Raw genomic sequence first — 23,851 nt, 5'->3', positions numbered from 1 at the left:
CTTAGGTGGAAGAAACATAGGCAGCTGCTGTCCTTCCTGCTTCTTTCAATAAAGACTCTATGGTTATTTTGTCTATGACTTCACTGCAAAAACCTTGAATAAGGAGATGCTGCGCAATTTCTTGGCTGAGTCCTCTAGCTTTCAAATAGAATAACTGTTCGTCATCCAGCTGTCCTATTGTACAACCATGGGAAGCTTTGACGTCATCGGCAAAGATCTCTAGGTTTGGCTTGCTGTAAGCTTGGGCATTGTCGGAGAGGAGAAGGTTATTATTCATCTGGTATGCATCCGTTTTCTGAGCTTCCTGATGGACGTAGATTTTCCCTTCAAAGCTGGAACGTGCAGTATCTTTGATCACGTTTCTGTAAAACTGCATGGAACGGCAATGGGGGGCTTGGTGTTCCATCAATATATGGGCATGCCCTTCATGCTTACCATTACAAAGCCCCAGACCGCTTAAGTTGGCTTCTCCATTTTCACCGGCTAAGACAACATGCCAATCAAGACGGGCGGCTTCTCCTCCTTCAGTCACTGAAACAGTGTTCAGAGTGCTATTACGCTTGAGGTGGGCACGGGCAGAATCTAGTGTCCAGGCATCGTCACGCTCAGTTGTTACGAGCTGAACGAGTTCGACTTGGGCATTTTCTTCTATGTTGAAGTCGATAGCCGACATATTGACATAAGAATCACCGGAGAGGACAGCCTGTGTCGTGCAGCATTTAACTTGGCTGCTATTACCTGCAAATAGGTGCCAGCGCGGGAAAATAAGGCCGATTTGATCCTGGGCATCGATGATAGAGAGGATCTGGATCGGAGCTTCCACAACAACTTTAGGTGGAACATAGATAAAGGCAGCGGAGTGGTGCAGGGCTGCGTTGATCAAATAAAAAGGGTCTTTTTCGCTTGTAAGGTTTCTTTTCCATGCGTTGGTGATGAAAGAACCGTAGGTACGGTATGCATCGTTTAGGGTGTCGATAGTGACAGACGCGGGGATGGCCGACCTATTGGAAAGTTCCGGGGAGTAGGAGCCGTTGATAAAGACCAGGACGGATTGGCGACATTCAGGGAGTATGTAGGGAGAAATCGCTTCTTTTGAGATTGCATGGGGCTTAAGGAATGCGAAATTTTTCGAGAAAAGTTTGCGCAATGTAACGTAAGAATAGACTTCTGTTTTACGTGTAGGCAGTCCTAATTTCAAAAAGGCTTCCCAAGCATTCTGCTTAAGTTTACCAAAGAGATCTTCTTTAGGGCTGCTATCCCATATTCTTTCTAAGAACTGGTCAAAACTCTCTTCAGATGCATATTGCAATGTCATCATGGAGTATCTCCCTCGGGCGCCGTTTTCTCCAGCCAATCATAGCCTAATTCTTCCAATTGCAGGGCGAGCTCGGGACCACCGGAGTGAACGATTTTGCCATCGATCATCACATGGACATAGTCTGGTTTGATATAATCTAGGAGGCGTTGATAGTGTGTAATCAGGATCAATCCCCTTCCCGGATGCATCAAGTGGTTGACGCCGCGGGAGACGACGCGCATAGCGTCAATATCCAAACCGGAATCTGTTTCGTCTAAGATGGCTAGGTCGGGATCAATGACTGCCATTTGCAGGATCTCATTACGTTTTTTTTCGCCGCCGGAGAAGCCTTCATTTAGATTGCGGTGTTTCATCTCGGTTTTGACTTCCATTCTTTTCATATGCTCTTCAAGCATTTTATCGAAGTCTGCTGCGGAGATCTCTGGTTCCTTTAGGGCTTTTCTTTTAGCGTTATAGGCTGCGTGCAGGAAACCGAAATTTGTGACACCGGCGATTTCGAGAGGATATTGGAAGCTCATAAAAATGCCGAGATGAGATCTTTCATCGGGCTCAAGTTCTAGGATGTTTTGGCCTTTGAATTCGATAGTCCCGTGAGTAACTTCATAAGCGGGATGTCCGGCGAGGATTTTTGCGAGTGTGGATTTGCCGGCTCCATTAGGGCCCATGATTGCGTGAATCTCTCCGGGAAGAACTTCTAGGCTCAGCCCTTTAAGGATTTCTTTTTCATCAATTTTAGCATGCAAGTCTTCAATTTTAAGCATGGATTACCTTTAACCTACGGAATGTTCTAATTTAATGGCGAGCAGCTTTTCAGCCTCTTTGGCGAACTCAAAGGGCAGTTCACGAATAACGTCTTTGCAGAAGCCATTGACGACCATGCTGATTGCGTCTTCAAGGGATAGACCCATGCGCATTAAATAAAATAATTTTTCTTCATCTAGTTTAGATGTCGAGGCTTCATGCTCGACTTTACAATTTTTGTTGCCCGCTTCGATATAAGGGAAGGTGTTAGCGGAACATTGGTTTCCGACCAGCATGGAGTCGCATTGAGTGTAATTGCGGGCGCCTTCGGCTCTTGGAGCGACTTTGACTAATCCCCTATAGCTGTTGTGGGATTTATCGGCGGCAATTCCTTTGGATACTATAGTGGAGCGGGTATTTTTTCCGAGATGGATCATCTTGGTGCCTGTATCGGCCTGCATGTGTCCATTTGTCAAAGCGACGGAATAAAATTCGCCTACAGAGTAATCTCCCTGTAATATACAGCTCGGGTATTTCCAGGTAATGGCGGCGCCGACTTCCACCTGTGTCCATGAAATTTTAGAGTGGACGCCTGCGCAGCGGCCGCGTTTTGTCACAAAGTTGTATACGCCGCCTGCACCGGTCTCGGGGTGTCCGGCGTACCAGTTCTGGACAGTGGAATATTTAATTTGGGCGTGGTCGAGGGCGATAAGTTCGACGACAGCAGCATGGAGCTGTTTGGTATCAAAAGAAGGCGCTGTGCAGCCTTCGAGATAGCTCACGGAAGAATTTTCTTCAGCGATGATGAGGGTTCTTTCAAATTGGCCTGTTTCTTTGTCGTTGATACGGAAGTAGGTTGAAAGCTCCATCGGGCATTTGACGCCTTTGGGAATATAAACGAAAGATCCGTCGGTGAAGACTGCGGAGTTTAGGCAGGCAAAGAAGTTGTCGCCGATAGGAACGACAGTGCCTAGGTATTTTTTTACAAGATCGGGGAAACGGTGGACCGCTTCGGAAATGGAGCAAAGGACAACGCCGGCTTCTTCTAATTTCTTTTTGAAAGTTGTGCCGATGGAAACGGAATCGAAGACGACATCAACGGCAACATTGGAAAGAAGTTTTTGTTCATCCAGGGGAATCCCTAATTTTTCTAGTGTGCGGAGAATTTCGGGGTCGACATCTTCCAGCCTGTCTAATTTGGGCTTGCTTTTCGGAGCTGAGTAATAGCTGATGGATTGATAATCGATGGGGGTATGATGGACGTTTGCCCAAAGAGGTTCTTCCATCTCAAGCCATTTATTGTAGGCTTTTAGACGAAACTCGAGCATAAACGGGGGTTCGTCGCGTTTGGCTGAAATTGCACGCACGACATCTTCATTTAACCCTTTAGCAAATGTCTCGCTTTCAACCGGAGTTACAAATCCGTACTTATACTCGGGACTAGGCAAGACGATCTCTTCAGACATTTAAATTCCTCAACACAAAGACATTATATTCAAAAGTTCGTTAATAATACCTTACAATTGAATATAGCGTCAATCTATACTTCTATTTTACCTCTCAAAGAATTAATCAAGCTATTTTAGAAATACTTTGAAAAATAAATCCAATTCTTAGCGCCTAGAAGCAGCCCCATTTAAAATTTCATTTATAAGAATTAATGCTTTTTCAAATGATTTTTGATCTGAAGAGAGTGTGCTAAATCGATTTTCTTGGCTCAGTGTTTGGAGTTCCTTTAACTGGTCAAATGCTTGCGCATTTAGACGTTGTTCCATTTTTAATTTCTCAAGGACTTCTTCATCTGTCATGGACAACGGGAGATGAAGATATTGCCTAAGTAGAAGTCCGCTTTGGTGAAAAAAGCTGTCCAGCGAGATGTTATTTGTTGTAGCTAAAAGATTTAAAGTACGCATTACTCCAAAACGGGTCATTCCTGTCACTGAAGATTTTTTCTGAGGTTTTAAGAAATGCCAGAACGACCAAAAGGCTAGAATGGTAGCAGCTAAAAAGGCTAAGAGAATCTCTATCCAAGGAATCGTCTTAGAATTCACAACTTCCCGAATGACTTCCCTATGCTGAGGACTTCCCCTTTCCTCAAGGAGGTCAGAACGGACACCAAAGTAGTCCATAGGAACATATTTTCCAGGTACAAATGGTTGGGGCAAGGGGGGCGGGGCAATACTTACCTGTAGGAATTCCATTTCTAATGGATCTGTGAAAGCTCGTATTCGAGTTTTACCCTCTTCAAAAATTGCGAAAGGTAAAACTGTGGTTTTTCCGATCAGCTTGGGTTGGATTTCGTAAACATAGGTTTGGACTACATCGTGCTTGTCATCAAGTACAGGCTTGCCTGTCCATTCCTTAAGTACTGTGAAGGCTGCGGGGAAGGGGGCATTTTGTTGTACTAGACTTTGCAGAATGCTTCCAGGAACAGGCTTGTAATTCTGCGGATAGATTGCTTCTATGATAAGTTTAGCCGGTAAGTCTACGTTAGCCTGAGAGGGTGCTTCTACCACATGTATCTGAGGAGATGCCGCGAGTATGAAACTTAGGAAAAAAGTTGAGGCGGCCATTATTTAACGCCTCCTTGACCGTAGTCGCAGAAAGCTTTGCAGAGGCTGGAGATAAGGTTTTGAGGAATTGAGTACAATCACGCTGCCGCCAGCTCTTAACAATTTTTGCTGCTGCCCCTTAATGAAGTTTCGATAGCGGTTGGAGTACTCTTGCGTCATTGTATTATCTAAAACTGCCCTTTGACCTGATTCAAGATCTTCCATTTCTATGAGGGCGTCGTGCTCAGGAAAATTATGCTCGATATCATCTGAGACAACCAAGGCAATAAGGTCATGTTTGGAAGCTGTCAAGGTCAACAGTTTAGGCTCAAGATTAAAAAGAAAATCCGAGATAACAAAGCAGATTGACTTACGCGGATACATTCTTCCAAACGCTGTTAATGCAGGAGTTAGTGCAGAACCTTTGCTTTTGGGCGAATATACCATAGCATCATCCAGGATATGCATCACATTTTGAAAGCCTTTTTTAGGTGCGATTATTTTTTCTACCTGATCTGAAAAAAAGATGGCGCCGACCTTATCATTATTTTTTGAAGCTGAGAAGGCTAGGACTGCTGCTAATTCAGCGATATAATCCCTTTTCTGATTGTTCACTTTGCCAAAGAGAGTTGAAGAAGAAATGTCGATAAGCAATACGACGGAAATTTCACGTTCCTCGCGGAACATCTTTATGAAGGGATGCTGCATGCGGGCTGTGACATTCCAGTCGATATGGCGTATCTCGTCTCCCGGAGAATATTCCCGTACCTCTTCAAATTCCATCCCTCTGCCCTTAAAGGCTGAGTGGTATGCCCCTGCAAGAAGATCTTCAGCCAGACGGCTGGTCATGATCTTGATGCGCCGGATGCGTTCTAAGATAGACTCTTTGGGGATTGTCACGGCACTATCAGCTTATCGAGGATTTGCTTGATGATATCGTCCGTGGTGATGCCTTCTGCTTCTGCTTCATAAGTGCGCCTTATTCTATGCCGAAGGACATCATAAGCCATTTGTTTTACATCATGCGGCGTAACATAAGCCCTTCCATTAAGGAATGCATGAGCTTTAGATGCTAGTTGCAAAGCAATACTAGCTCTTGGTGAAGCGCCTGTAGCAATTTTCCCTTCGAGGTCAAGATTGTAGCGTTTAGGGTCGCGTGTAGCAAAGATGATCGCTAGAATATAATCTACGATCTTTTCATCGATGTAGATGGCGTTGACCGTCTCGCGTGTTTTAAGGATAGTTTCCGCGTCCATGATCGGCTTCAGCTCAGGTAAAGGTCCTAGAGTAGCCATGCGTTTGACGATTTCCTTCTCTTCCTCAATCGAGGGGTAATCCACCAATATTTTTAGGAGAAAACGGTCCGTCTGTGCTTCAGGCAGGGCGTATGTTCCTTCCTGTTCAAGAGGGTTTTGTGTTGCTAGTACAAGGAAGGGCTTACCTACAGAAAAAGTCTGTCCGGCGATAGTCACCTGTCGTTCCTGCATAACTTCCAGGAGGGCGGACTGAACTTTCGCCGGTGCGCGGTTGATCTCGTCGGCAAGGAGCAGCTGTGTGAAAATGGGGCCTTTGCTAACGCTAAAAGTCCCATCTTTAGGGTTGTAGATATTTGTTCCGATCAGGTCGGCTGGAAGGAGGTCAGGAGTGAACTGGATTCTTTTGAATTCACAGTGGAGTAGTTTTGCTAGAGAAACAATAGTGAGTGTTTTAGCCAAACCGGGAAACCCTTCCAGAAGAACGTGTCCATTGGCTAGCAATGCTACAAATAATCGGTTGATTAGGCTTTTCTGCCCGACAATCACCCGGCCGATTTCATCTTTCAGGGATTGGAATTTTTCGTTCTCGATTTTAATTTTATTCGTCAGCTCTACACTATCCATCACTATCCTCTTTTTAGCAGGGCAATTTTAGAGGGTTTTGATAGTTGCCAAAATGAATCCTTCCTAATTTTGCAATTATCAAATTCCTTCTTTAGGGTGCGATAGGCGCTTTTCCCACATCGAACATATTGATTATCGTATATAAGTATTCGGTCCATTTGATCGAATCTTTAGCAAACTGATCTGTGTAGACATGCCAACCTAAAGTGATGATGGCTAATGCTAACAGAGATTTTAAGGGCATACCTAAGAATGTTATCTGTACTTGCGGGGCAAGACGGTTAATAATTCCCAAGAAGAAGTCTGTCATCAGAATGATTAACAGGCCGGGCGTGGCCATTTCGATAGACAGGACCATGATTTTATTAAAGAGTTCCATTAGAACTTTCCAGAAGGGTGTCCCCTTTTGAAAGAAGTAGTCGCTGAAAAACTGGTCAGGCGGAATAACCTCATAGGAATGCAGAATAGCGTTAAAGAAGATGGAAACGCCATCGACTCCTTTTATTCCCACATAGAAAATATAGATCATCACCATATTAAAAAGAGTACCCAGAGGCGAGGATTGGTTTTGCACAGTGGGATCGTTCACCATAAGGCTTGCACCACCGCGTTGGTGGTCAATAATAATCCCTGCGTTTTGCACGATGACGAAGGGAAGACTGATGATAAAGCCTAGGATTAACCCAATAAAAAATTCTTTGATGATGAGGAGAACTGTATAAGAGCTGAAAGTCAAATGTATTGTTGTCTCTGTGACCAAGAGAGGAGCAAACAATACAAATAAGGCAATCCCCAAGGCCATTTTAACCGGATGAGGGGCCACACGTGCTCCCAGAAATGGAGCTAATGCAATAATAGGAAGCATGCGCGCTAAAAATAGAAACATAAGCGTCAGGGGCGCTAGGGGATCGTAATTAGCAAAAGCCTTGTTAAACAACTCCAGGATATAGTTTTCGGTCATCACTTTATCCTTAAGCTAGCTACATGCCAGCCACACTCCATTTGGGAAAATTAACAAAAATACTTGTAGAGAACGACATGATCTGTGCGCCCAGCCATCCTCCCATCAACATGAGTGTCAAAGTAACGGCGACTAATTTAATGGTAAAAGACAAAGTCTGTTCCTGAATCTGCGTAGCAGCTTGGAAAATAGCCACAATAATACCAAAGAACATACTGATTAGGATCGGGGGTGCGGAGAGTATGAGGATCAGCAGTAGTCCTTGGTATGCAAGTTGGATAACATGTGATTGAAACATCTTTATTCCTTACGTTTACTTGAATGTAGATACAAGACCTTCCACAAGCAGGGTCCATCCATCTAACATCACCAGAAGAAACAGTTTTAAGGGCATAGAAATCGTTACAGGAGATAGCATCATCATACCCATCGCGAGCAGAATATTGGAAGTGACAAGGTCAATGACAAAGAAGGGGATATAAATCAACACCCCAATTTCGAACGCGTCTTTAAGCTGGCTTGTGATATACGCGGGGACAAGGATCATAAAATCGTCAGGCTTTAAACTGTCTCTATGATCTTCCGGCAATACTTTATATGCCATTTTATAGAACATACCGTGGTGTTTGACGCTGGAATTTCTTTTTAAGAAGTCGCGTAGAGGTTCGCGCGTATAGGCTGCAACTTTTAGGAGGTAGGTCGAAGCTCCTTCAGAGAAAAGAGAGTCGGGAGTTTTCTCACGGCGTACAGCTTCTTGGGACACATCGTACATTTCTAACACTGTGGGATACATTACAAACAAGCTGAGCATGAAGGCAACGCCGTTGATAATCTGGTTAGGCGGCGCTTGCTGCACACCCAAGGCGCTTCTAAGCAAGGAGAGGACGATAACGATTTTTAAGAAAGAAGTCAGGATCATGATGATGAAAGGAAGGAGAGAGAAAAGTACGAGTAAAACGCCTTGTGTAATTAATGTGGGGCGTTTAAAGTTGTCGAAAGTCTCATTCAGATCATCTACGGCAGTCTTTTCAGGAACTTTGATGCCTTGCGTACCTGTATACGTCGTACTTTCAGTTCTCCCTTCATGCGTTGACCCGCTGACTGCACGCGCGGCCCCGGTAGCTTGCTGCGGTGCTGAGGAAGGCTGCATAGAGGTTACTGATCTGCCCTGTGAAAAAAGCTGCAGTGGAGAGAACCATGCCAGTAATAGAAGGGCTAAAAGGTAAAACGGAATACGCAACGTGTTTCGAAACATTTATCTATCCTAATTATTAATGGCTCGCCTGTTTCGGTCCTTTCAGTATTGTGTCAAAAGCTTGTTCCAACAATTGCCATTGGTTTGCAAGCTGGGCGTTGATAATCCCTCCTTCGGTCTCAACAACGCATCCTCCTTCATCGATATCATTCCTTTCACGGATGGATAGAGATTGGAGTTCTTCAAAAAGATTTTTTAGTTTAGGCCGGTTTTGCTCTAACGTCTGTAAATGTTTGCGGTTGACGTAGATAGTGATCTTTTTATGTTGAGCTACGGCTTTCAATATATTGGAGACGATATCGACAATGGTATCTTCCCGCATTTCGAGTTCTTGACCAACAATTTTCTTAGCTGCCTTGGTAGCTACAGGAACTAGTACGTTCTCATAGGTCTTGCCTACTTCGGCGATATGCTTCTCGAGGAGCGCTAGTTGTTCCGCCCATTTAGAAAATCCTTCTTCAAAGCCTTCTTTCGCAGCCTGTTCCTTAATTTTTTCGCACTCTGCTGTAACTTCTTCGCGATATTTAAGGGCATCTTGCTTGACTTTCTGAAGTATTTCTTCAGCGTTCATGAGTGCTGAAAATTCTTCGCCGGACACTACCTTGGTTTCGGGAGCGACGTGAACTTTGTCACCATAGATTAAGGAAAAAAACTTTTTATTGCTCTTTTTCACGGTTTTTTCTTTGTATCGAGGTATTCTATTACGGACTGTACTTGTTGTTTTAAGGCATGAACGACAGCTGGAGGTTCATTCCCTTGCAGGCATATTTTAATAATTGCACTTCTGCCAGTATCTAAACGGTGTAGGATATGCCAAAGGACTTCAGGAGGCTCGGTGCTTAATGCTTTGCCGAACCTTACCAAGCCTCTGCGATGCAGAAGGTGTTCCAATTCTTTAGGATCTCCTTTCCATTGGTCTAAATTGATGCTGGGCGACGCTACCTTTTCTTTTTTATGCATGCAAATGCGCAGATAATCCAGGTGTTCTTTGTTTAAGCACGCATAGATATCGCGCAATCTTCGTCTGTCTACAATATGCTTTAGTTTTTCCGCAAGGTCGTACATGCTTAGTAAATCGATCAATTTGCAAAGACTTTCCTTATCCCATTCTGCAAGAAAGCGGAAGGTCGATTCGGGGAGCTGCTGTTCGGGAATGACATCTTTTACTCCCATTTGACTGCAAATTTCATTTAGAAAGTAAGATTTTGCAATTTTTGAAGGAGGGGGCTCTTTATCCAATGACATATAATGGCGGATGCAAGAGCTTTGATAGTCAGGCAATGAAGCAACAGCTAAGGAGCGGATTACAGGGCTGTATTTTGCCAAGATAGGAGCTAACCATGAATAATGGATCTTATCTAACCATTCTTCCGGATTTTTCAAGGCAAAAGAAAAATCGGTGGATTGGACGTTAAGACTTTTAACTCTCTCAGCGTCCTCTTCGGGCAAAAAGCGGCATGCGGTAGCAAAATTACTGCCGTAATAGGCATTCAACAATACGCGTAGTAATTTTGTCGTATTTGGGTCCATTACAGCGCCGCTAACCATTAGGTTTCATCTATTTCGGAGTCGGCAGCCTCTTTAGGCTTATCTTCCCCTTCTTTTTTCTTATCGTCCGGATTATCTTCTTTATTTTCTTCTGCTTTAACACCAGTCAAAGGAGAGAGGGAGAAGAGGGATTTAAACCCGCCGCTTCTTTCCGCAACAGGCATGACCTTCCATAATAGCCACCCCGCAGCCATTAGCAGGAGAAGTATTAACAATATAAAGCTAAAGAAGATGATGCGGAAACGGCTTACGGACTCTTGTGCAACGACAATTGTCCAGATGTTGACAAAGCTTTTCTCTTCCCTCTGAGCAGTGTCTGTAGATTCGATATTAGCAAAACGGGCCCTGTCCAAGATAACGGTTACGTTATCATAATCCAGTCCTGGAACGCCGGACGCAACTAAACGTTTGATTTTTGTTGCCAGGTGGACGTTAGGATCATCTAACAAAGGTGAATACTTTACATAGACTGAGGCAGTCATCTTTTGCTTGGTATTGCCCGGATTTAAAGGGTCTTCTTCCGGGAAGGAAATCTGGACCTCGGCATCTAAAACGCCGTCCATTTTACGGATAACACTCGCTAAAGTTTCGCTCAGACCAGCCTGATAACGTATTTTTTCAGTCATCTCCGAAGGCACCAATCCTACGTTGCCAAAGATATTCAACAGGTTTTGGCCCCGTCGACGAGGCAATCCGCTCTGGTTCAAAATAGACATTGCTTCATAGGCTTTTTCTGCAGGGACCACGATATTCCAAAGGGTAGCCTTGCTTGCCCCCCCGGTGCCGCCTTCACCGCTTTTCAGCTTGATAGCGTCGATACCTTTGCTAGAAAGAACGTTTAAAATTTCGTTTGCTTCCTTCTCGTCCAACTCGTGCACAATCGTTTTAGAGTTGTCGCACCCTGTTAAAAGTGGGATTGTGAGCAGCAAAATAAATAGCCACTGCAAAAATTTTACGCTTCGAGAAGGTACTAAGGTAGAAGATTGGTGCATATAATTACTCGGATTTCAATACGTTTTATGCTATATATATTGCGCATCCTAACATAACTTCTAATTTCACCCAAATTATGTTACCTTATAAAAAAAGTATCCAAATATTGTGAAAGATAGTTACCCCCAAGCGCTTAGCATTATAAAAAAATTGAATGCCTCAGGCTATACTGCTTTTTTTGCAGGTGGATGGGTGCGTGATTTTCTATTGGGTCATCCCTCGGATGATATAGATATTGCAACGGATGCTTCGCCTCAGGTAATTCTCGATCTTTTTCCTAGGACCCTATGCGTAGGCATCGCTTTCGGAGTTGTGATTGTAGACTTAGAAGGCCACCAATTTGAAGTCGCTACTTTCCGCCGCGATATTGCTTATACAAATGGGCGCAAACCCGATAAAATAGAGATGTCCTCCCCGCGAGAAGATGCAGAACGCCGTGATTTTACGATCAATGGGATGTTTTATGATCCTTTGACCGAGGAAATATTCGATTATATCGGAGGAATGCACGACTTAAAACAGGGCATTATTCGCTGCATCGGTATTCCTGATGAGCGATTTAAAGAAGATAGGCTGCGCATGATCCGCGCAGTTCGATTTTCCCAGCGTTTTGGATTTACTATTGATTCCGCCACACAGGAAGCTATCTTAGAAAACTGCGATACCCTTTTTCCAGCGGTCGCTATTGAAAGGGTATGGCAGGAATTGAATAAAATGGCTCAGGGACCCTCTTTTGATGGCGCTCTTATCACCTTGCATCGTCTGGGACTATTGAATGTGATTTTTACTGACCTTAAAAATCTACATATGAATGACTTAAAGCACTTAGTCGCTCCTTTTAAAGACTTTCCCGAAAAAACACCGACCCTTCTCTTTGTCTTGCAACTATTTCCTAGCTATACCCTTGACAACATGCTGGATCTTTGCGCCTATTTAAAGTTGAGCGGAGAAGATCGAAAGATCGCAGAAACTTGGCATGAATTAGAAAGTCTAAATAACATGTCAAGCCGCTATGCCTGGGCAAAATTTTATGCACGGAAATACAGCTCTCACTGTGTCAATGTCATGGCAGCTATAAAAACTCCTTTGGAGCGAACAAAATTTCTTGAAGACAATGAACTGCGCACAAAAGATCTTGGTACCCATACTCAGAGACTTATAGCTAAAAAACCTGTCGTAACTTCCGGGCATCTTTTAGAAGAAGGAATTCGACCCGGAGTGACAATGGGCAAACTCTTGCGAATTGCAGAAGAGGTCTCTATCGAAAAAGACCTCCATCAATCTCAAAGCATCATTGAAGATATGAAAAAAAATTCTAAGTGGTCAGCAGAATGATCCACATTCAAAGCACTGATAATCCCCTGGTTAAACATCTATCTAAATTGCGTACTGATGCTACCGCTAGACGTAAAGAAAATAAGATCGTTCTTTCAGGACGCACCCTAATTACGGAAGTTGCACAGAAAATTCCTCTCCAAGTTCTCATTACCGAGGAGCCCCATTCACAACTTACTGCTGCAGAGACATTTACTGCCTCCCCTTCCGTTCTAAAAAAAATCTCCGGAGTAGAAAATCCCGACGGATATATTGCAGTTGTGGGTCTACCGCCGGAAGCAGACCTAACTCCTTGCAGATCACTCTTGGCATTAGATGGTGTCAGTGATCCGGGCAATTTCGGAACATTACTGCGCAGTGCGCTTGCTTTCGGATGGGATGGGGTATTCTTACTGCCTAACACCTGCGATCCTTATAATGACAAAGCCCTGCGCTCTGCACGAGGAGCCCAATTTCATCTGCGCTTGCGCAAAGGAACTTGGCAGCAGCTCAAAGAGCTAAGTCTTACTAACCGGCTCACCCCTATTGCTGCAGATTTATATGGAAAAGATATCCGCACTTTCACCCCCCTCGACCACCCTTTACTTATTCTAGGAAATGAAGGGCAAGGAATTGATGCTACTGCAGCATCCTGGTGCGAAAAGGTGACAATACCCATGTTGCCGCAAAGCGAATCATTGAATGTTTCCATCGCAGGCAGTATCCTTATGTTTTTACTAAACCCTTCATTGAGTCCCCATGGCTAAAGATTTTTTTGAGCATTATGAAGAAGACTTAGAACGCCATGAAAAGCGTTTATCACGCTCAGACCGTAAAATATTAAGGGCCAAAGACCGCTCCCAATATAAGAAAAGCGACCAGGATCAGCAGAAGAAACTAACAGAATCCTTTATTTCTGCAGAAGGGACAGATCGCGGAAGAGTATTAAATATCAGCGGCGAATTCATGGAAGTTGCCACTGCGACAGGTACACTTGTCCCCTGCGTTGTCAGCGGCGCCTTGAAACATAAAACTGCCCGCATGAAAAACATAATAGCTGTAGGGGACTTTGTCCATTTTATCCCCATGAATGAACGTGAGGGTATGGTCCTTGAAGTTGAACCCCGTACAACTGTTCTTTCGCGTGCTGATAACTTATCCCATCAAAAAGAACATATTATCGCCGCCAACATTGACCTTGTCCTAATCACCGTTTCTGTGGGGCAACCCCTATTAAAAACCCCTATTATCGACCGCTACATTATCGCAGCTGATAAAGGCAAGATGAAATATGTCATTATCATCAATAAGATCGATCTGCTTGAAAGTGAAGAATACGAAACTGAAAAAGCGATGTATGAAGAAACCTGCAAAGCTTATGCCCTTGCCGCAGTTCCCCTGATCGGCGTCAGTACGGTGACAGGCGAAGGAATGGATAAGCTCAAAGAAGTGATGCACAATAAAGCATCCGTGTTTTCCGGACAGTCCGGTGTCGGTAAATCCTCTCTGATCAATATGCTGACAGGAAGCGAGCTTCCGACGCGAACAGGGGTAGAAAGGACCGGAAAAGGTGCCCATACAACAACTAAAGCGCAACTAATCCCTATTGAAAGCGGCGGATGGGTGATTGATACTCCGGGGATACGCAGCTTTGGTATGTGGGATTTAAATAAGGATGAAGTGGCAGCTTATTTTGATGAATTTGCTTTATATTTTCCAAAATGCCGTTTTGCTAATTGCACACATACACATGAAGAAGGTTGCGCAGTAATACAAGCAGTCGAAGAAGAGAAAATCCATCCCCTACGCTACTATTCCTATTGCGCACTCTTAGAGCAGCTTGATCAAGAGCATTTGCGAAGATAAGTTTTGCATCAAACATTCCTGATAAGAACGTTTGATGCAATCAAAAGCTAGCCGCGTAGACTTATCGCGAGCGATGTATTAGAGTAATTTTCTTGGATTTCGTGCTTTTGCTCTAACACGGTTTCGCGCAAATATTTATCTACTACCTGCCTATTCTGAAGTTCATCTAAGCCGATCTGATCTACCATATTTGTCGTCAAAATATCTAACTCTTTAGGCAGCATCTCGACATAGCCGTTATGCAGCTTTAACAAGGCCATTCCGGCATGGAAAGCCGGATTTTTAATGATGGCTTCTGCCTCAATTCCGTTTTTACCCTGGTTGACGAAACGTGCCATCGGCTCGCTTTGTTCTGCTTCTACATCATATATCCCTACTTGTACCGTACGCTGGGATACATCTAGTGTAGATTCGCGATCATTCATCAACTCGGCTATTATATCTTCGCTGTCGTTCATATCAATATCAATAAGAGTAAGAATATCCTTCCCTTCTGGAAGCAGTTCACGGACAACCAGGACTTGTTTTAGACGTTTAGCATCGAGTAGATAAGGTATCTGCGAACTGTTCTCTTCGTCCAAAAATTTTTGCTTATTATTTGAAACCATAACATTCAGCTGGGTAGTGTTGGTAGTATAATGCCCTGTGTTGAACATCTTTAGAACCGGCTTCACCTTACTGTTAATCCCTTGGCTTACTACATCGATAAGATAATGTGCTTCAAAACCCTTAAATTTTTTAAAGGCGATATGAACCATAGAGTTCATACGTGTGCAACAGAATATTGTGACTAGGTTAAGCATCACAGTACGATAGATGTAACTTAGGGTGGTCCAAAGTAAAGAGAAATTTGCCCCCACAGTTATAACTCTTATGACATTATGGCCTATGGCGAGAATAGAGCCGACTCCTACAATAATGATAGAAGACGCCAACAGTACAAGAGCAAATTCTCCAAATCTTTGATTAATAAAGGAAATAACTCGTAGGGCAGTGCGTTTAAAGGCAGATGGTTTATAAAAGCCCGGTTGAAAAACATCTAAAGACTTATCGAATCTATCCCTACTATACCGAAGATTCGATTGCACTACAACCATTCCTCCGCTATATTGGGTGTTCTTTTCCGTTGTTCTTACCACCTCGACCTGTGCAAGGACAGATGACGAAGCGCCATTCACAGTAAGAGGCAAAGGCACAGACCCCTCTCCAGTCCATTTCTGAGTATAACTATTAACATTTGCCCTATATTGGCTACGTTCTTTGTAAGAAAGGCTCTTTGAATTTTCAATCTTTCCAATGCAGCGGGTTTGTACGTTTTCCAATTCTTTGACTGTAAGGTTATTTTTACGCATATTAGAGTACATTTCCCAGGGATCGACAGCATTTTGAGTTATCAACGCTTCCTCGTTGTCTCTAACAATTCTAATTGCATCCAATGGATTAGGCGGTGTGTTAAGTTCATTTTCCCAATTGTCTTTATTACTGCTTAAACCAATCCTCCTATCATAGAGAGGGCTTTGAAGCTCATTTTCCATTTGGTCTTTGAGTGCATTGAAAACACGCAGCTCATTCGCCACTTTGGAGTTATTTAATAGAAAATCTAGGATTTCCTGAGGTGAAATTTTATCCTTACCTGCGAAATGCTCATTGTGCGTCTCTTTACGCATGACATAAGAGATTGTTTGCAGAAGATGCAGCAAACGTGCACGCCCCATCCCCTGCCCAATTTCTTCTAGGGTAGAATAAGGTCCTATAACCACTTTGAATAAGTGGTTGACAGCACTTTTCCAATCCGTATTGGATGCTGCTGACTCATCATAAAGCTTGAATAATTCTTCCTCGCGAAAATCACTTCCTTGCAGAACTTGCAGAGTGCCGGTGTTGAGGTCTAATACTTTGGGTAATTTATCTTTTTCATCGTAGAGCAATATCCCCTTAAATGCAGTGATACCCGACTCCTTAAATTTCTCACGCAGTTTTACCGCGATCTCATAATTCGGTATGCTGGAAAATAAAGGAGCAGCTTCGATGATTCCCGCGGCATTATCTTTTATTACACCTTCGATACATTCAGCGAGAAGTTCATCAATAAGCTCACTTTGCAATACATGGAGGCGGACTTCACTGTCAGTGCCGGTTTTATTCAAAACCATTTCTCTTATCCCTTTAGCCGTCTCTGTCATTCCCGGTTCAGCCCAGCCCACAGGAGTGAATTCAGTGGAGCGACCGTGAGCATCTTTTGACTGTGGCGTAGCACTTAAGGATATAGTGGAGCGATACATCGAACGCATGAATTGAGTAGAGCGATCGATCGTCTCTCCGTAAATTTGGATTTGTTCAGAAACTATTGTTTCAACAAAAAAATTGATGGCAACAGGATTATGTTGAAGCAAAAGGGCCAACTTAACCCTATTGATTTTAGATTTCATCGATGCAATGGGAAATTCATCTACATTCACTCCAGCTTCTGCAAGCATTTTATGAAATTGAATCCCTGCAATGGTATCTCTTAAAGGAATTCTACCTTTGGATAAACTTCTAGCCTTTTTATAAGTACTCGTGATCATTTTTAAAGCTTCATTTTGCGTGAGCTTTCTGGCATGGAAATAGAAAAACGCCCTTAATAGGGCCACATCAGGGTGAAATTGACATTTGCCTTCTTTTGTTTCCTTCAATTGGTCTTTAGCTTCTACCGGAATGGGGACTTTATAGTTAGGATCTAGCAATGACAAGGCATACCCATTCCTAGCATTGATGCTTCCTTTCTTCGCTTGTTTTAAGCAAACATTCACTACCCCTTTGATCAAGGCAATCTTACTACGGAACAAGTTTATTTCAGCCCAATGGTAAGATTCTTCGAAAGCTTTCTCCTCTTCAGGACATAAGACGAAGGTGCGGAATAGTTCGGCGTCTCTGCCCTCAAAACCAAACTCTTTCACAAAGTAATCTATTATTTTGACGCTGAATTTCTGATCGATCTCAATATCTGTCCAATTTTCTTGACTGTTCTGCGTGATGGCTTTTGCCCATTCAGGGTCCTCCATTAGGCATACGATAATCTTCCGCATGACTTCTGCAAAGGCCGGATTATAAGTATGGAGGGAGCCTAAGGAGAAGATGATTTTATAGTTCGGGTTGATCAGTTGATCTTCCTCTTCAAAAGTACCTATCCCTTTTGCACGTACTATCCTCAAGATGCTTTGGCAAAGACGAATCTCTTCAAGAATTTCGGGTGGAATAGATTTTTCTTCAGTGTATCTATAACGATAGGAAAGTACATCCATCTGTATGCTTATGAGCTGGTAAGTTTCAGGATCACAGGTTGTGGTCTGCTTACGTTTACTTTTTAGACGTTTGTACTCTTCGGATAATTGAATTAAAGTTAATGGCTGGTTACGCTTCACATTAAAGCGGGTGATCCTAGTGCCAAAGCTCAATTGAGCATCCCGTTCAAGATTTCGTGAAAGGTCCAGCTCTTGAGTCCGCGGCAGAATATTGAAGGAATGATAATCAGCTGTCTGGATCAAGGCATTAGTCACAGGACGGATAACAATTGTTTTACCATACCCTAAAGGAGCTTCATAAAGAACTTCTTTCTCTTTATTTTTTTCAATTTCCAGTATTTTCGCATACTGATCTGTACGTAAAAGCGAGCCCATCTGTGCTTCTTTGGCTATGAGCAGACGTTCTTTCCTTGCAGTGGTTCTAGTATAGGCCGGTACCGCTAACAGTTTTTTTATTGCCTCATTGACTAAGCAATCATATTCTAATTTTCCTTCCGAAGTACTGAGATTGATTTTCTGTGCATCTTTCATAGTTGTTAAGAATGAACCGAGCTGACCAATACGCGATTTGATCTGATAATTTCCGGTAACTAATACCAAAAACTTCGCAAAAGATTTTGGATCCTTAAAGGTCGTTTTCTCCATAAACTGCTCTTCGGTCGCATGAGAGAACAAGCTATGCAACTGCTTGGAATCGAGGTGGCTCCTTCCCAATTCTCTTAAGGCCGCTGATTTATAGTCATTATCTTGTGCCGTGTTTGCCATTCTTAGAAGATTTTGAAATTCAACTTTATTGGTCTGTTCTGCACCTATGAATGTTTTCTGAGCCTTATCGATAACCGCGCTGATAGATACGTCCTTGGTAAGACAATAACTGCCATTTTCTGCAGTGAAGCTCTCGGAAATAAATTTAGCAAAGATAGATGTATAAAAAGTGTCTATCGCTGAACAGTCATACACATTCTCTTTTTCTGTATGATAAGGACGTACCCAGGGATATACAAAAGCTTTAAACTTTATGGCATACGAACTAGATTGAAACCATAACGAAGCAATTTGATAACATTCTTTTATGCTTGTTAGATATTCCTCATAACCAGAAGTAAAAAATTGAATACAGCTAAAACCTGCGCACAGAAGAAATAGCGGTGTGATATTCCAAAAGCTTTTGGAATTCTCATATTTTCTAAACCAACTTAATAAAGTACTTAAAGAAGGTTGATACAAGGGATTTAAACACAGGTTCTTTAAAAAAATGATAAGAGAACGTTCAGTGGAACTCATATGATGGGCATTTAACTCTAAGCTGAGTAAAAGGGCCTGTCTTTGCTGTTCATTTGCAATTTCTGTAATGTAGTAGTAATACTTAAAGAACACACCATCACAAGATTTTATAGGTGCGTCAGGGTCGATTTTGGTGAGATTTAAAAAAGCTAACTCCTCTTTTATATTACTAGGAGCTTTCCATTCTCTGTTTTCTTTCGATGCTTTTGTATTCTCTGCCCTAATAAGTAAGGATAAATTGGTGTTTAGGATATCCAATAACTTAATAAAATAACTCGGCGAAATCCATGCCTGAGGGTTAAAGTTGAAAGTTCTTGTCTGCGGTAGCGAGCAAACACTAGCCTCACTGGCTCCTTCCAAAGAGCCCTTTAAGGCTTCGAGGTTAGTCAAACATCTGCTCCAAAGCATTCTTTTGAATTGATCCTCTAAAGAGAAATGTGAATAGTCTCTTAAAGTACTTTTACAGTAGGCTATAAAAATATCAATTACTCTGATTTCGTCATTTGTATCCAAAAAAGAGTGGGCTTGTTTAGCTTCAATATTGCGATATGCTCTATAAACTTCAATGACCGGGTTACGATAAACGTCCTGAAAAGCTATTGTAAGATCAGGATATTTATTTTTTTTCAAATAATTAACATATTCTATAAAAACATTAGGGTCCTTGACACCAATGTCATAGGCCAATATGGCAAATTGGATTTTCAGACCTATTTTATTAGGAGAGGGATCCAAAGCAACAATGAGCTTTTTTAATGCATTTAGCATGCATTTTTCTTTTTCATCAAAATCACAAATAAGGGAAATAGACTTAATGAGTTCCTGAGCGTCTGCAAAACGGGAAGTAATAATATATTCATAGATAAGATAAATGGCACCTAAACGATTTTTTGGCTCCCATCTATCATTTACATAGTCAATTTCTACCCATTCATTTAACGTTCGGTTATAGAAAATGTTTTTAACTTTACCTTCTGAATTGATTAACTGAATTGTTTTTACATTTACATCTAAGAAGGGAAGAGTTTCTGACTGGGCAATGTAAAAACCTTTGATTTGATCCACATAAAGACGATCTTTTTCCCCTACAGTAAAGCTAAGAGCGGAGGATTCCATTTTAATGGCACTAAGTTTCCCTGTCCTGCTATCTGCCCAATACACCTTTGACGGGTTAAATTGATCAAAATATGCTTTTAGCGCTTCGGGAACCTGTCTTGAATGCCAAAGTGTTAAATTTCCCTGAATGACTTTATCAATTTGTAAATTATCTTTGCCGATGGGTGTTGTGTGTATATGGATAGCTTTTTCACCTGTGGCCTCCGCTACAATCCTTGAGTTGTCATGACATATCCAACAATGATATTTTTCTTGTTTGAAAAGGGGGAATTCAAGTTCAAGTTTTGATTTTTCAAAAGATGACATTAGCCTGTGAAGCTTACCCTGGAATACTTTAGCAATCTCAATAATATTAGATTGCGGATCGTAGTAAATATGGATAGGATTTAAATTTTCAGTACCTTCTTTAGGCAATAATTCATATTCAAAGCCTTTCTGGGAAATTTCATAGATGTCTTGATAATTGCCTGGTAAGATTTTTTCTAATTTAGGACGGTCCCCAAGACTGTTTGTAAAAATCTTTTGTGGTAATACATTGATCAAAAATTTGTCGTTAGAACACTTAACCATGAAGGTATTAATATCCAGACGATATTCTCCACACGAGAGCTCCCCGGCTTCCTCATTGTAAGCAAGAGGTCCGATAAAGGATATGTTGTAGATCTCACCTAAAATATCAAAGACGAGCCGTTTGAGATCCTCAGAATTATCTCTCCTAAATTCGTTCAATAACACGTCTTTTATTTCGTCTGTTATTTCATCAGTTAAGGGATTCTTAACAAGGTTTTGAGAGAGAAAGTAATATAAAACACTTCTCTCATTGAATATTCCAAGTTTGCATATGGCTAGATGGACTTTATTTTTGTCTTCAATGTCGGTGCAAAGGGGTAAAATTTCTTTTTCCAACCAAACATCGGCGTTAGGAAACTGATCGGATAAATTTGAATCTATTTTCTGCACCATGGAAGAAATAGTACTAGCAAGGGAACACCAAAGGATGAACTTACTGCTTTTCTTCTCCAACAATTCAATGGCTACATCCACAAAAAACTTTTTTATTCTTGCTGTAAAACGGGGCTGGCACTTCAAATGGTGATTTAGACGGTTAAATTGGCAAAATAAGAGTGTGATCTCACGAATAAAGCTCTCTACGGTATCCAAATTTTTCTGGAAATATCCCACTAAGCGGTTTAAACTATCTAATGGATTGGAATTTATCTGGGACCTTTCAGATTGAATAAGATCACTCACAACATTATCCCGCGTTGACGTACCTTGTAGACGGGGTAAACACTTATTTTGCGGGTAGTGCACTAGATTTTGAAGACTTGATGCAAATGTTTTAATGCGTGGACAGGGGGATTGTTCCGGTGGTCTATAAAACCTTGTCTGTTCCCATTTAATAAATTCATTTTCAGTGATTGAACGTGCTACGCTGTTTACCGGAGATGTATTACCATGTAGGGAAACGTTTATATATTTATGATAGCCGCCTAATATTCCAGATTGTTGATTAAATACTGATGCTTGCGGAGAAGCGGGTGTTTCAGCCCCTAGAAAGGGGTAGCATGAATTAATAGTTCTTACTACAGCTTTTTGCATTGCAGTAACGGATTTAGGCAGGCAAGGATGCCCGTTTACAGCGCGCTCTGCTACCCATAAAACTTTTTCTGCTTCGGTTTTAGGGGCATTATCTCCAAGAATAGACCATTCATTTTGTACATTTTCATCCTCAATAAACTGCTTGTAATACGCATAGGTATTTCCTTCCCTATCCTCGCTAGAACCCAGGGGATCCCATCGAAGCGGATGGATTTTTTTATCTAGTAAAGAAAAAAGAGCAAAATTGCTTTTTTGTATGGCCTTCTTAAAGTACTTGTAAGAATGTACATTTTTAAAAGACTGGTGATATTTATATTGGGGATCATAATATAAGATCAACTCAAGCGCTTTAGCATGTAGATCTATATCAAACAAGATGAAATGTTCATCTTGGTAAAGGCTTTTTATATCGTAATCATAGGTAGGAAAGGTTGCGTTTAAGCGGCTTTTTGTATCAAGCCTTGCAAGCCTATCAATGCAGGCTAGTAATAGATAGTTCAACAGTCTAGATTCACCATTTTCCTGCACATCCATAAGATGCAATAGATCATGCACTTCATCTAAAAGTTGAAGATAGCTTTCACATTCTTCTGGACTTATCTCTTCCCAAAAATCCCCGCCAGCTTTATTTGGCATTGGCAATGCCATAATGAGCTTAGGCAGATATTTTGTGAGAATATTTTTAAAAAGAGGCTCCAGGAGTGAATTTCCATTTAAAGGAATAGGGATAATTTCTGCCTTTGTATCTTTCAATAGGTCAACAGAGTCTTTAACATTGTCTAATATAACTCGAAAATCCTCTGAAGACTGTTTTAATACAGAAAGAGTATCCATTTCATTAAAATTTCTATTTTCTAGAACTTCCAACTGTTTTTCAGTCTCAGGAGTTATATTTTGAACGGAGGGCATCTCTGCAGGGTTTTTGGATGCTTCATTGACAGGTTGGGCATTAGCGCTGTCGATTTCATTTATAGAAGCACCTCCCCTCTCATTAGCCAAGTTAATGTTAACTTTGGGCATTGCTGTTTCAGTAAGATCAAACAAAAGGGAAACAACAACAGACTTATTGAGAAGTGTTTCTTTCTGCTTAGAAAGATCAACGAACATACTATTCAGAACCTTAAAGACCTCATCTGATCCTTCCAGCATACCGGAAGCATCTAAAGTGTTTGCCATAGCAATCAAAAGAGTGCATTTTGAAATTTTGCTTTCTACTGAGCGTAAATTGGCAGTGGATTTAAGGGAGATTTTAAGAGTTTGGAATTCTCTCTTGAATTGTGCTTGCTTTAAAATGATATCGGCTTCTTGTCCAAAAGAAGGTTCTGCTTCAAATATACCCTGGAGATGATATGTAAATGCAACTTCAAACGATTTTAGAAAGTCCGATTTAGAAATACTTTCTAAATATCTTTCAGGATATGCCTCTGACTCCATTACATTTGCTTCCGTCATCCCGAAAATCGAAGGGAATGCAAGCAAAAGAAAAGCATCCGGATTGCTGTCTTGATTAGCATTCTTAAGGACTTTCATAAGGTCCTGTCCGGAATAAGTATGCGCGGACATTTTGAAGGCGGAATAACGTTTACTACGACCATTAAAAACTATTCCCCTACCATGTGCGTTAGGCTTTGCTTTTTGTACTGAATCACCCGTATTACTGGAGCTGGGAGTGGCATTAATTAAATGGACAGTCCGCTGTATCGGATCTAATCTTATGAGGAATCCTGGTTTTTCAAAAGTAACCCATACTACCTTGTTTTGGTCATACTGGTCCGCCAAGACATCGTAATCCACCCCCCCAGCTCCAGCTTTTACTGCAGCAGCAAATTCTTCCATTTCTGAAATGAATGTAGCAGCCCGATTGGCAATCACAGTATTGGGATGGTTAGTGAGGGTTTTTGCACAGGACGCTATACTACTGGGTGCGAAATATAATGAAGGGCAATCATCAAAATAGAGGTATGTATCTTCTAACGCGATATTTTCATCTATCTCACAGGGTAATGATGCGCTTGCATTAAGATCTTCTTCATAAGATTCAATTTCTTCAAGTGAAGGAATGTAGGGAGGGGGAGAAGGGAGAGGATCTTGCTTATTAAATGATGAAAATATGTTAGAAAAAAAAGACATAAGAACC

Annotated in this window: 16 protein-coding genes; 3 read left to right on the top strand and 13 right to left on the bottom strand. The window is 41.8% G+C overall.

From position 1 onward, the window contains the following. Position 1: 1 nt before the first annotated feature. From sufD to sctJ, 12 genes are all read right to left on the bottom strand, one after another. Positions 2-1,318, bottom strand: coding sequence for a Fe-S cluster assembly protein SufD (gene sufD / locus WC222_03725; protein ID MFA6915480.1), 1,317 nt, complete (start codon positions 1,316-1,318; stop codon positions 2-4). Next, entirely contained in the window at positions 1,315-2,079 is a 765-nt protein-coding gene (sufC, locus tag WC222_03720; protein ID MFA6915479.1) for a Fe-S cluster assembly ATPase SufC, read from the bottom strand. The genes sufD and sufC overlap by 4 nt, the downstream gene beginning before the upstream one ends. 9 nt (positions 2,080-2,088) lie before the next feature. Continuing rightward, positions 2,089-3,525, bottom strand: a complete 1,437-nt coding sequence (gene sufB, locus WC222_03715) for a Fe-S cluster assembly protein SufB (protein MFA6915478.1) — start codon at positions 3,523-3,525, stop codon at positions 2,089-2,091. Positions 3,526-3,672: 147 nt separating this feature from the next. After that, the gene (locus WC222_03710) at positions 3,673-4,632 is read right to left on the bottom strand and encodes a hypothetical protein (GenBank protein ID MFA6915477.1); all 960 of its coding nucleotides are present in this window, start codon (positions 4,630-4,632) and stop codon (positions 3,673-3,675) included. Positions 4,633-4,635: 3 nt separating this feature from the next. After that, positions 4,636-5,511 (bottom strand): DUF58 domain-containing protein, encoded by an 876-nt coding sequence (locus WC222_03705; GenBank protein ID MFA6915476.1) that lies wholly within the window; start codon positions 5,509-5,511, stop codon positions 4,636-4,638. Beyond that, positions 5,508-6,491 (bottom strand): MoxR family ATPase, encoded by a 984-nt coding sequence (locus WC222_03700; GenBank protein ID MFA6915475.1) that lies wholly within the window; start codon positions 6,489-6,491, stop codon positions 5,508-5,510. Before WC222_03700 ends, WC222_03705 begins: the two co-directional genes overlap by 4 nt. 91 nt (positions 6,492-6,582) lie before the next feature. Continuing rightward, a complete protein-coding gene (locus WC222_03695; GenBank protein ID MFA6915474.1) occupies positions 6,583-7,452 on the bottom strand; it encodes a flagellar biosynthetic protein FliR in 870 nt (289 codons plus the stop codon). Positions 7,453-7,471: 19 nt separating this feature from the next. Further along, positions 7,472-7,750, bottom strand: coding sequence for a type III secretion system export apparatus subunit SctS (sctS, locus tag WC222_03690; protein ID MFA6915473.1), 279 nt, complete (start codon positions 7,748-7,750; stop codon positions 7,472-7,474). Positions 7,751-7,765: 15 nt separating this feature from the next. Then, a complete protein-coding gene (gene sctR, locus WC222_03685; GenBank protein MFA6915472.1) occupies positions 7,766-8,707 on the bottom strand; it encodes a type III secretion system export apparatus subunit SctR in 942 nt (313 codons plus the stop codon). Between the two features lie 16 nt (positions 8,708-8,723). Beyond that, positions 8,724-9,380: an HrpE/YscL family type III secretion apparatus protein gene (locus tag WC222_03680; protein ID MFA6915471.1), complete on the bottom strand. Its 657-nt coding sequence runs from the start codon at positions 9,378-9,380 to the stop codon at positions 8,724-8,726. After that, positions 9,377-10,237, bottom strand: a complete 861-nt coding sequence (locus tag WC222_03675; protein ID MFA6915470.1) for a hypothetical protein — start codon at positions 10,235-10,237, stop codon at positions 9,377-9,379. The genes WC222_03680 and WC222_03675 overlap by 4 nt, the downstream gene beginning before the upstream one ends. Positions 10,238-10,254: 17 nt before the next feature. After that, positions 10,255-11,247, bottom strand: coding sequence for a type III secretion inner membrane ring lipoprotein SctJ (gene sctJ, locus WC222_03670; GenBank protein ID MFA6915469.1), 993 nt, complete (start codon positions 11,245-11,247; stop codon positions 10,255-10,257). Between the two features lie 109 nt (positions 11,248-11,356). Between sctJ and WC222_03665 the strand changes: the two genes are divergently transcribed. Genes WC222_03665 through rsgA form a run of 3 tightly spaced genes read left to right on the top strand, consistent with a single transcriptional unit; the run spans position 11,357 to position 14,428 of the window. Beyond that, positions 11,357-12,583: a CCA tRNA nucleotidyltransferase gene (locus tag WC222_03665; GenBank protein MFA6915468.1), complete on the top strand. Its 1,227-nt coding sequence runs from the start codon at positions 11,357-11,359 to the stop codon at positions 12,581-12,583. Further along, positions 12,580-13,329: an RNA methyltransferase gene (locus WC222_03660; GenBank protein MFA6915467.1), complete on the top strand. Its 750-nt coding sequence runs from the start codon at positions 12,580-12,582 to the stop codon at positions 13,327-13,329. Before WC222_03665 ends, WC222_03660 begins: the two co-directional genes overlap by 4 nt. Then, the gene (gene rsgA / locus WC222_03655) at positions 13,322-14,428 is read left to right on the top strand and encodes a ribosome small subunit-dependent GTPase A (GenBank protein ID MFA6915466.1); all 1,107 of its coding nucleotides are present in this window, start codon (positions 13,322-13,324) and stop codon (positions 14,426-14,428) included. Before WC222_03660 ends, rsgA begins: the two co-directional genes overlap by 8 nt. A 47-nt stretch (positions 14,429-14,475) precedes the next feature. Here the strand turns inward: rsgA and WC222_03650 are convergent, their stop codons facing one another. Next, on the bottom strand, positions 14,476-23,844 hold the full coding sequence (locus tag WC222_03650) for a hypothetical protein (GenBank protein ID MFA6915465.1): 9,369 nt from the start codon (positions 23,842-23,844) through the stop codon (positions 14,476-14,478). Positions 23,845-23,851: the final 7 nt, after the last annotated feature.

The organism is Parachlamydiales bacterium (assembly GCA_041671045.1).
Taxonomy (GTDB): Bacteria; Chlamydiota; Chlamydiia; order Chlamydiales; family JABDDJ01; genus JABDDJ01.
The sequence above is the reverse complement of the archived record's forward strand: the minus strand, read 5'-3'. Positions and strand labels throughout refer to the sequence as shown.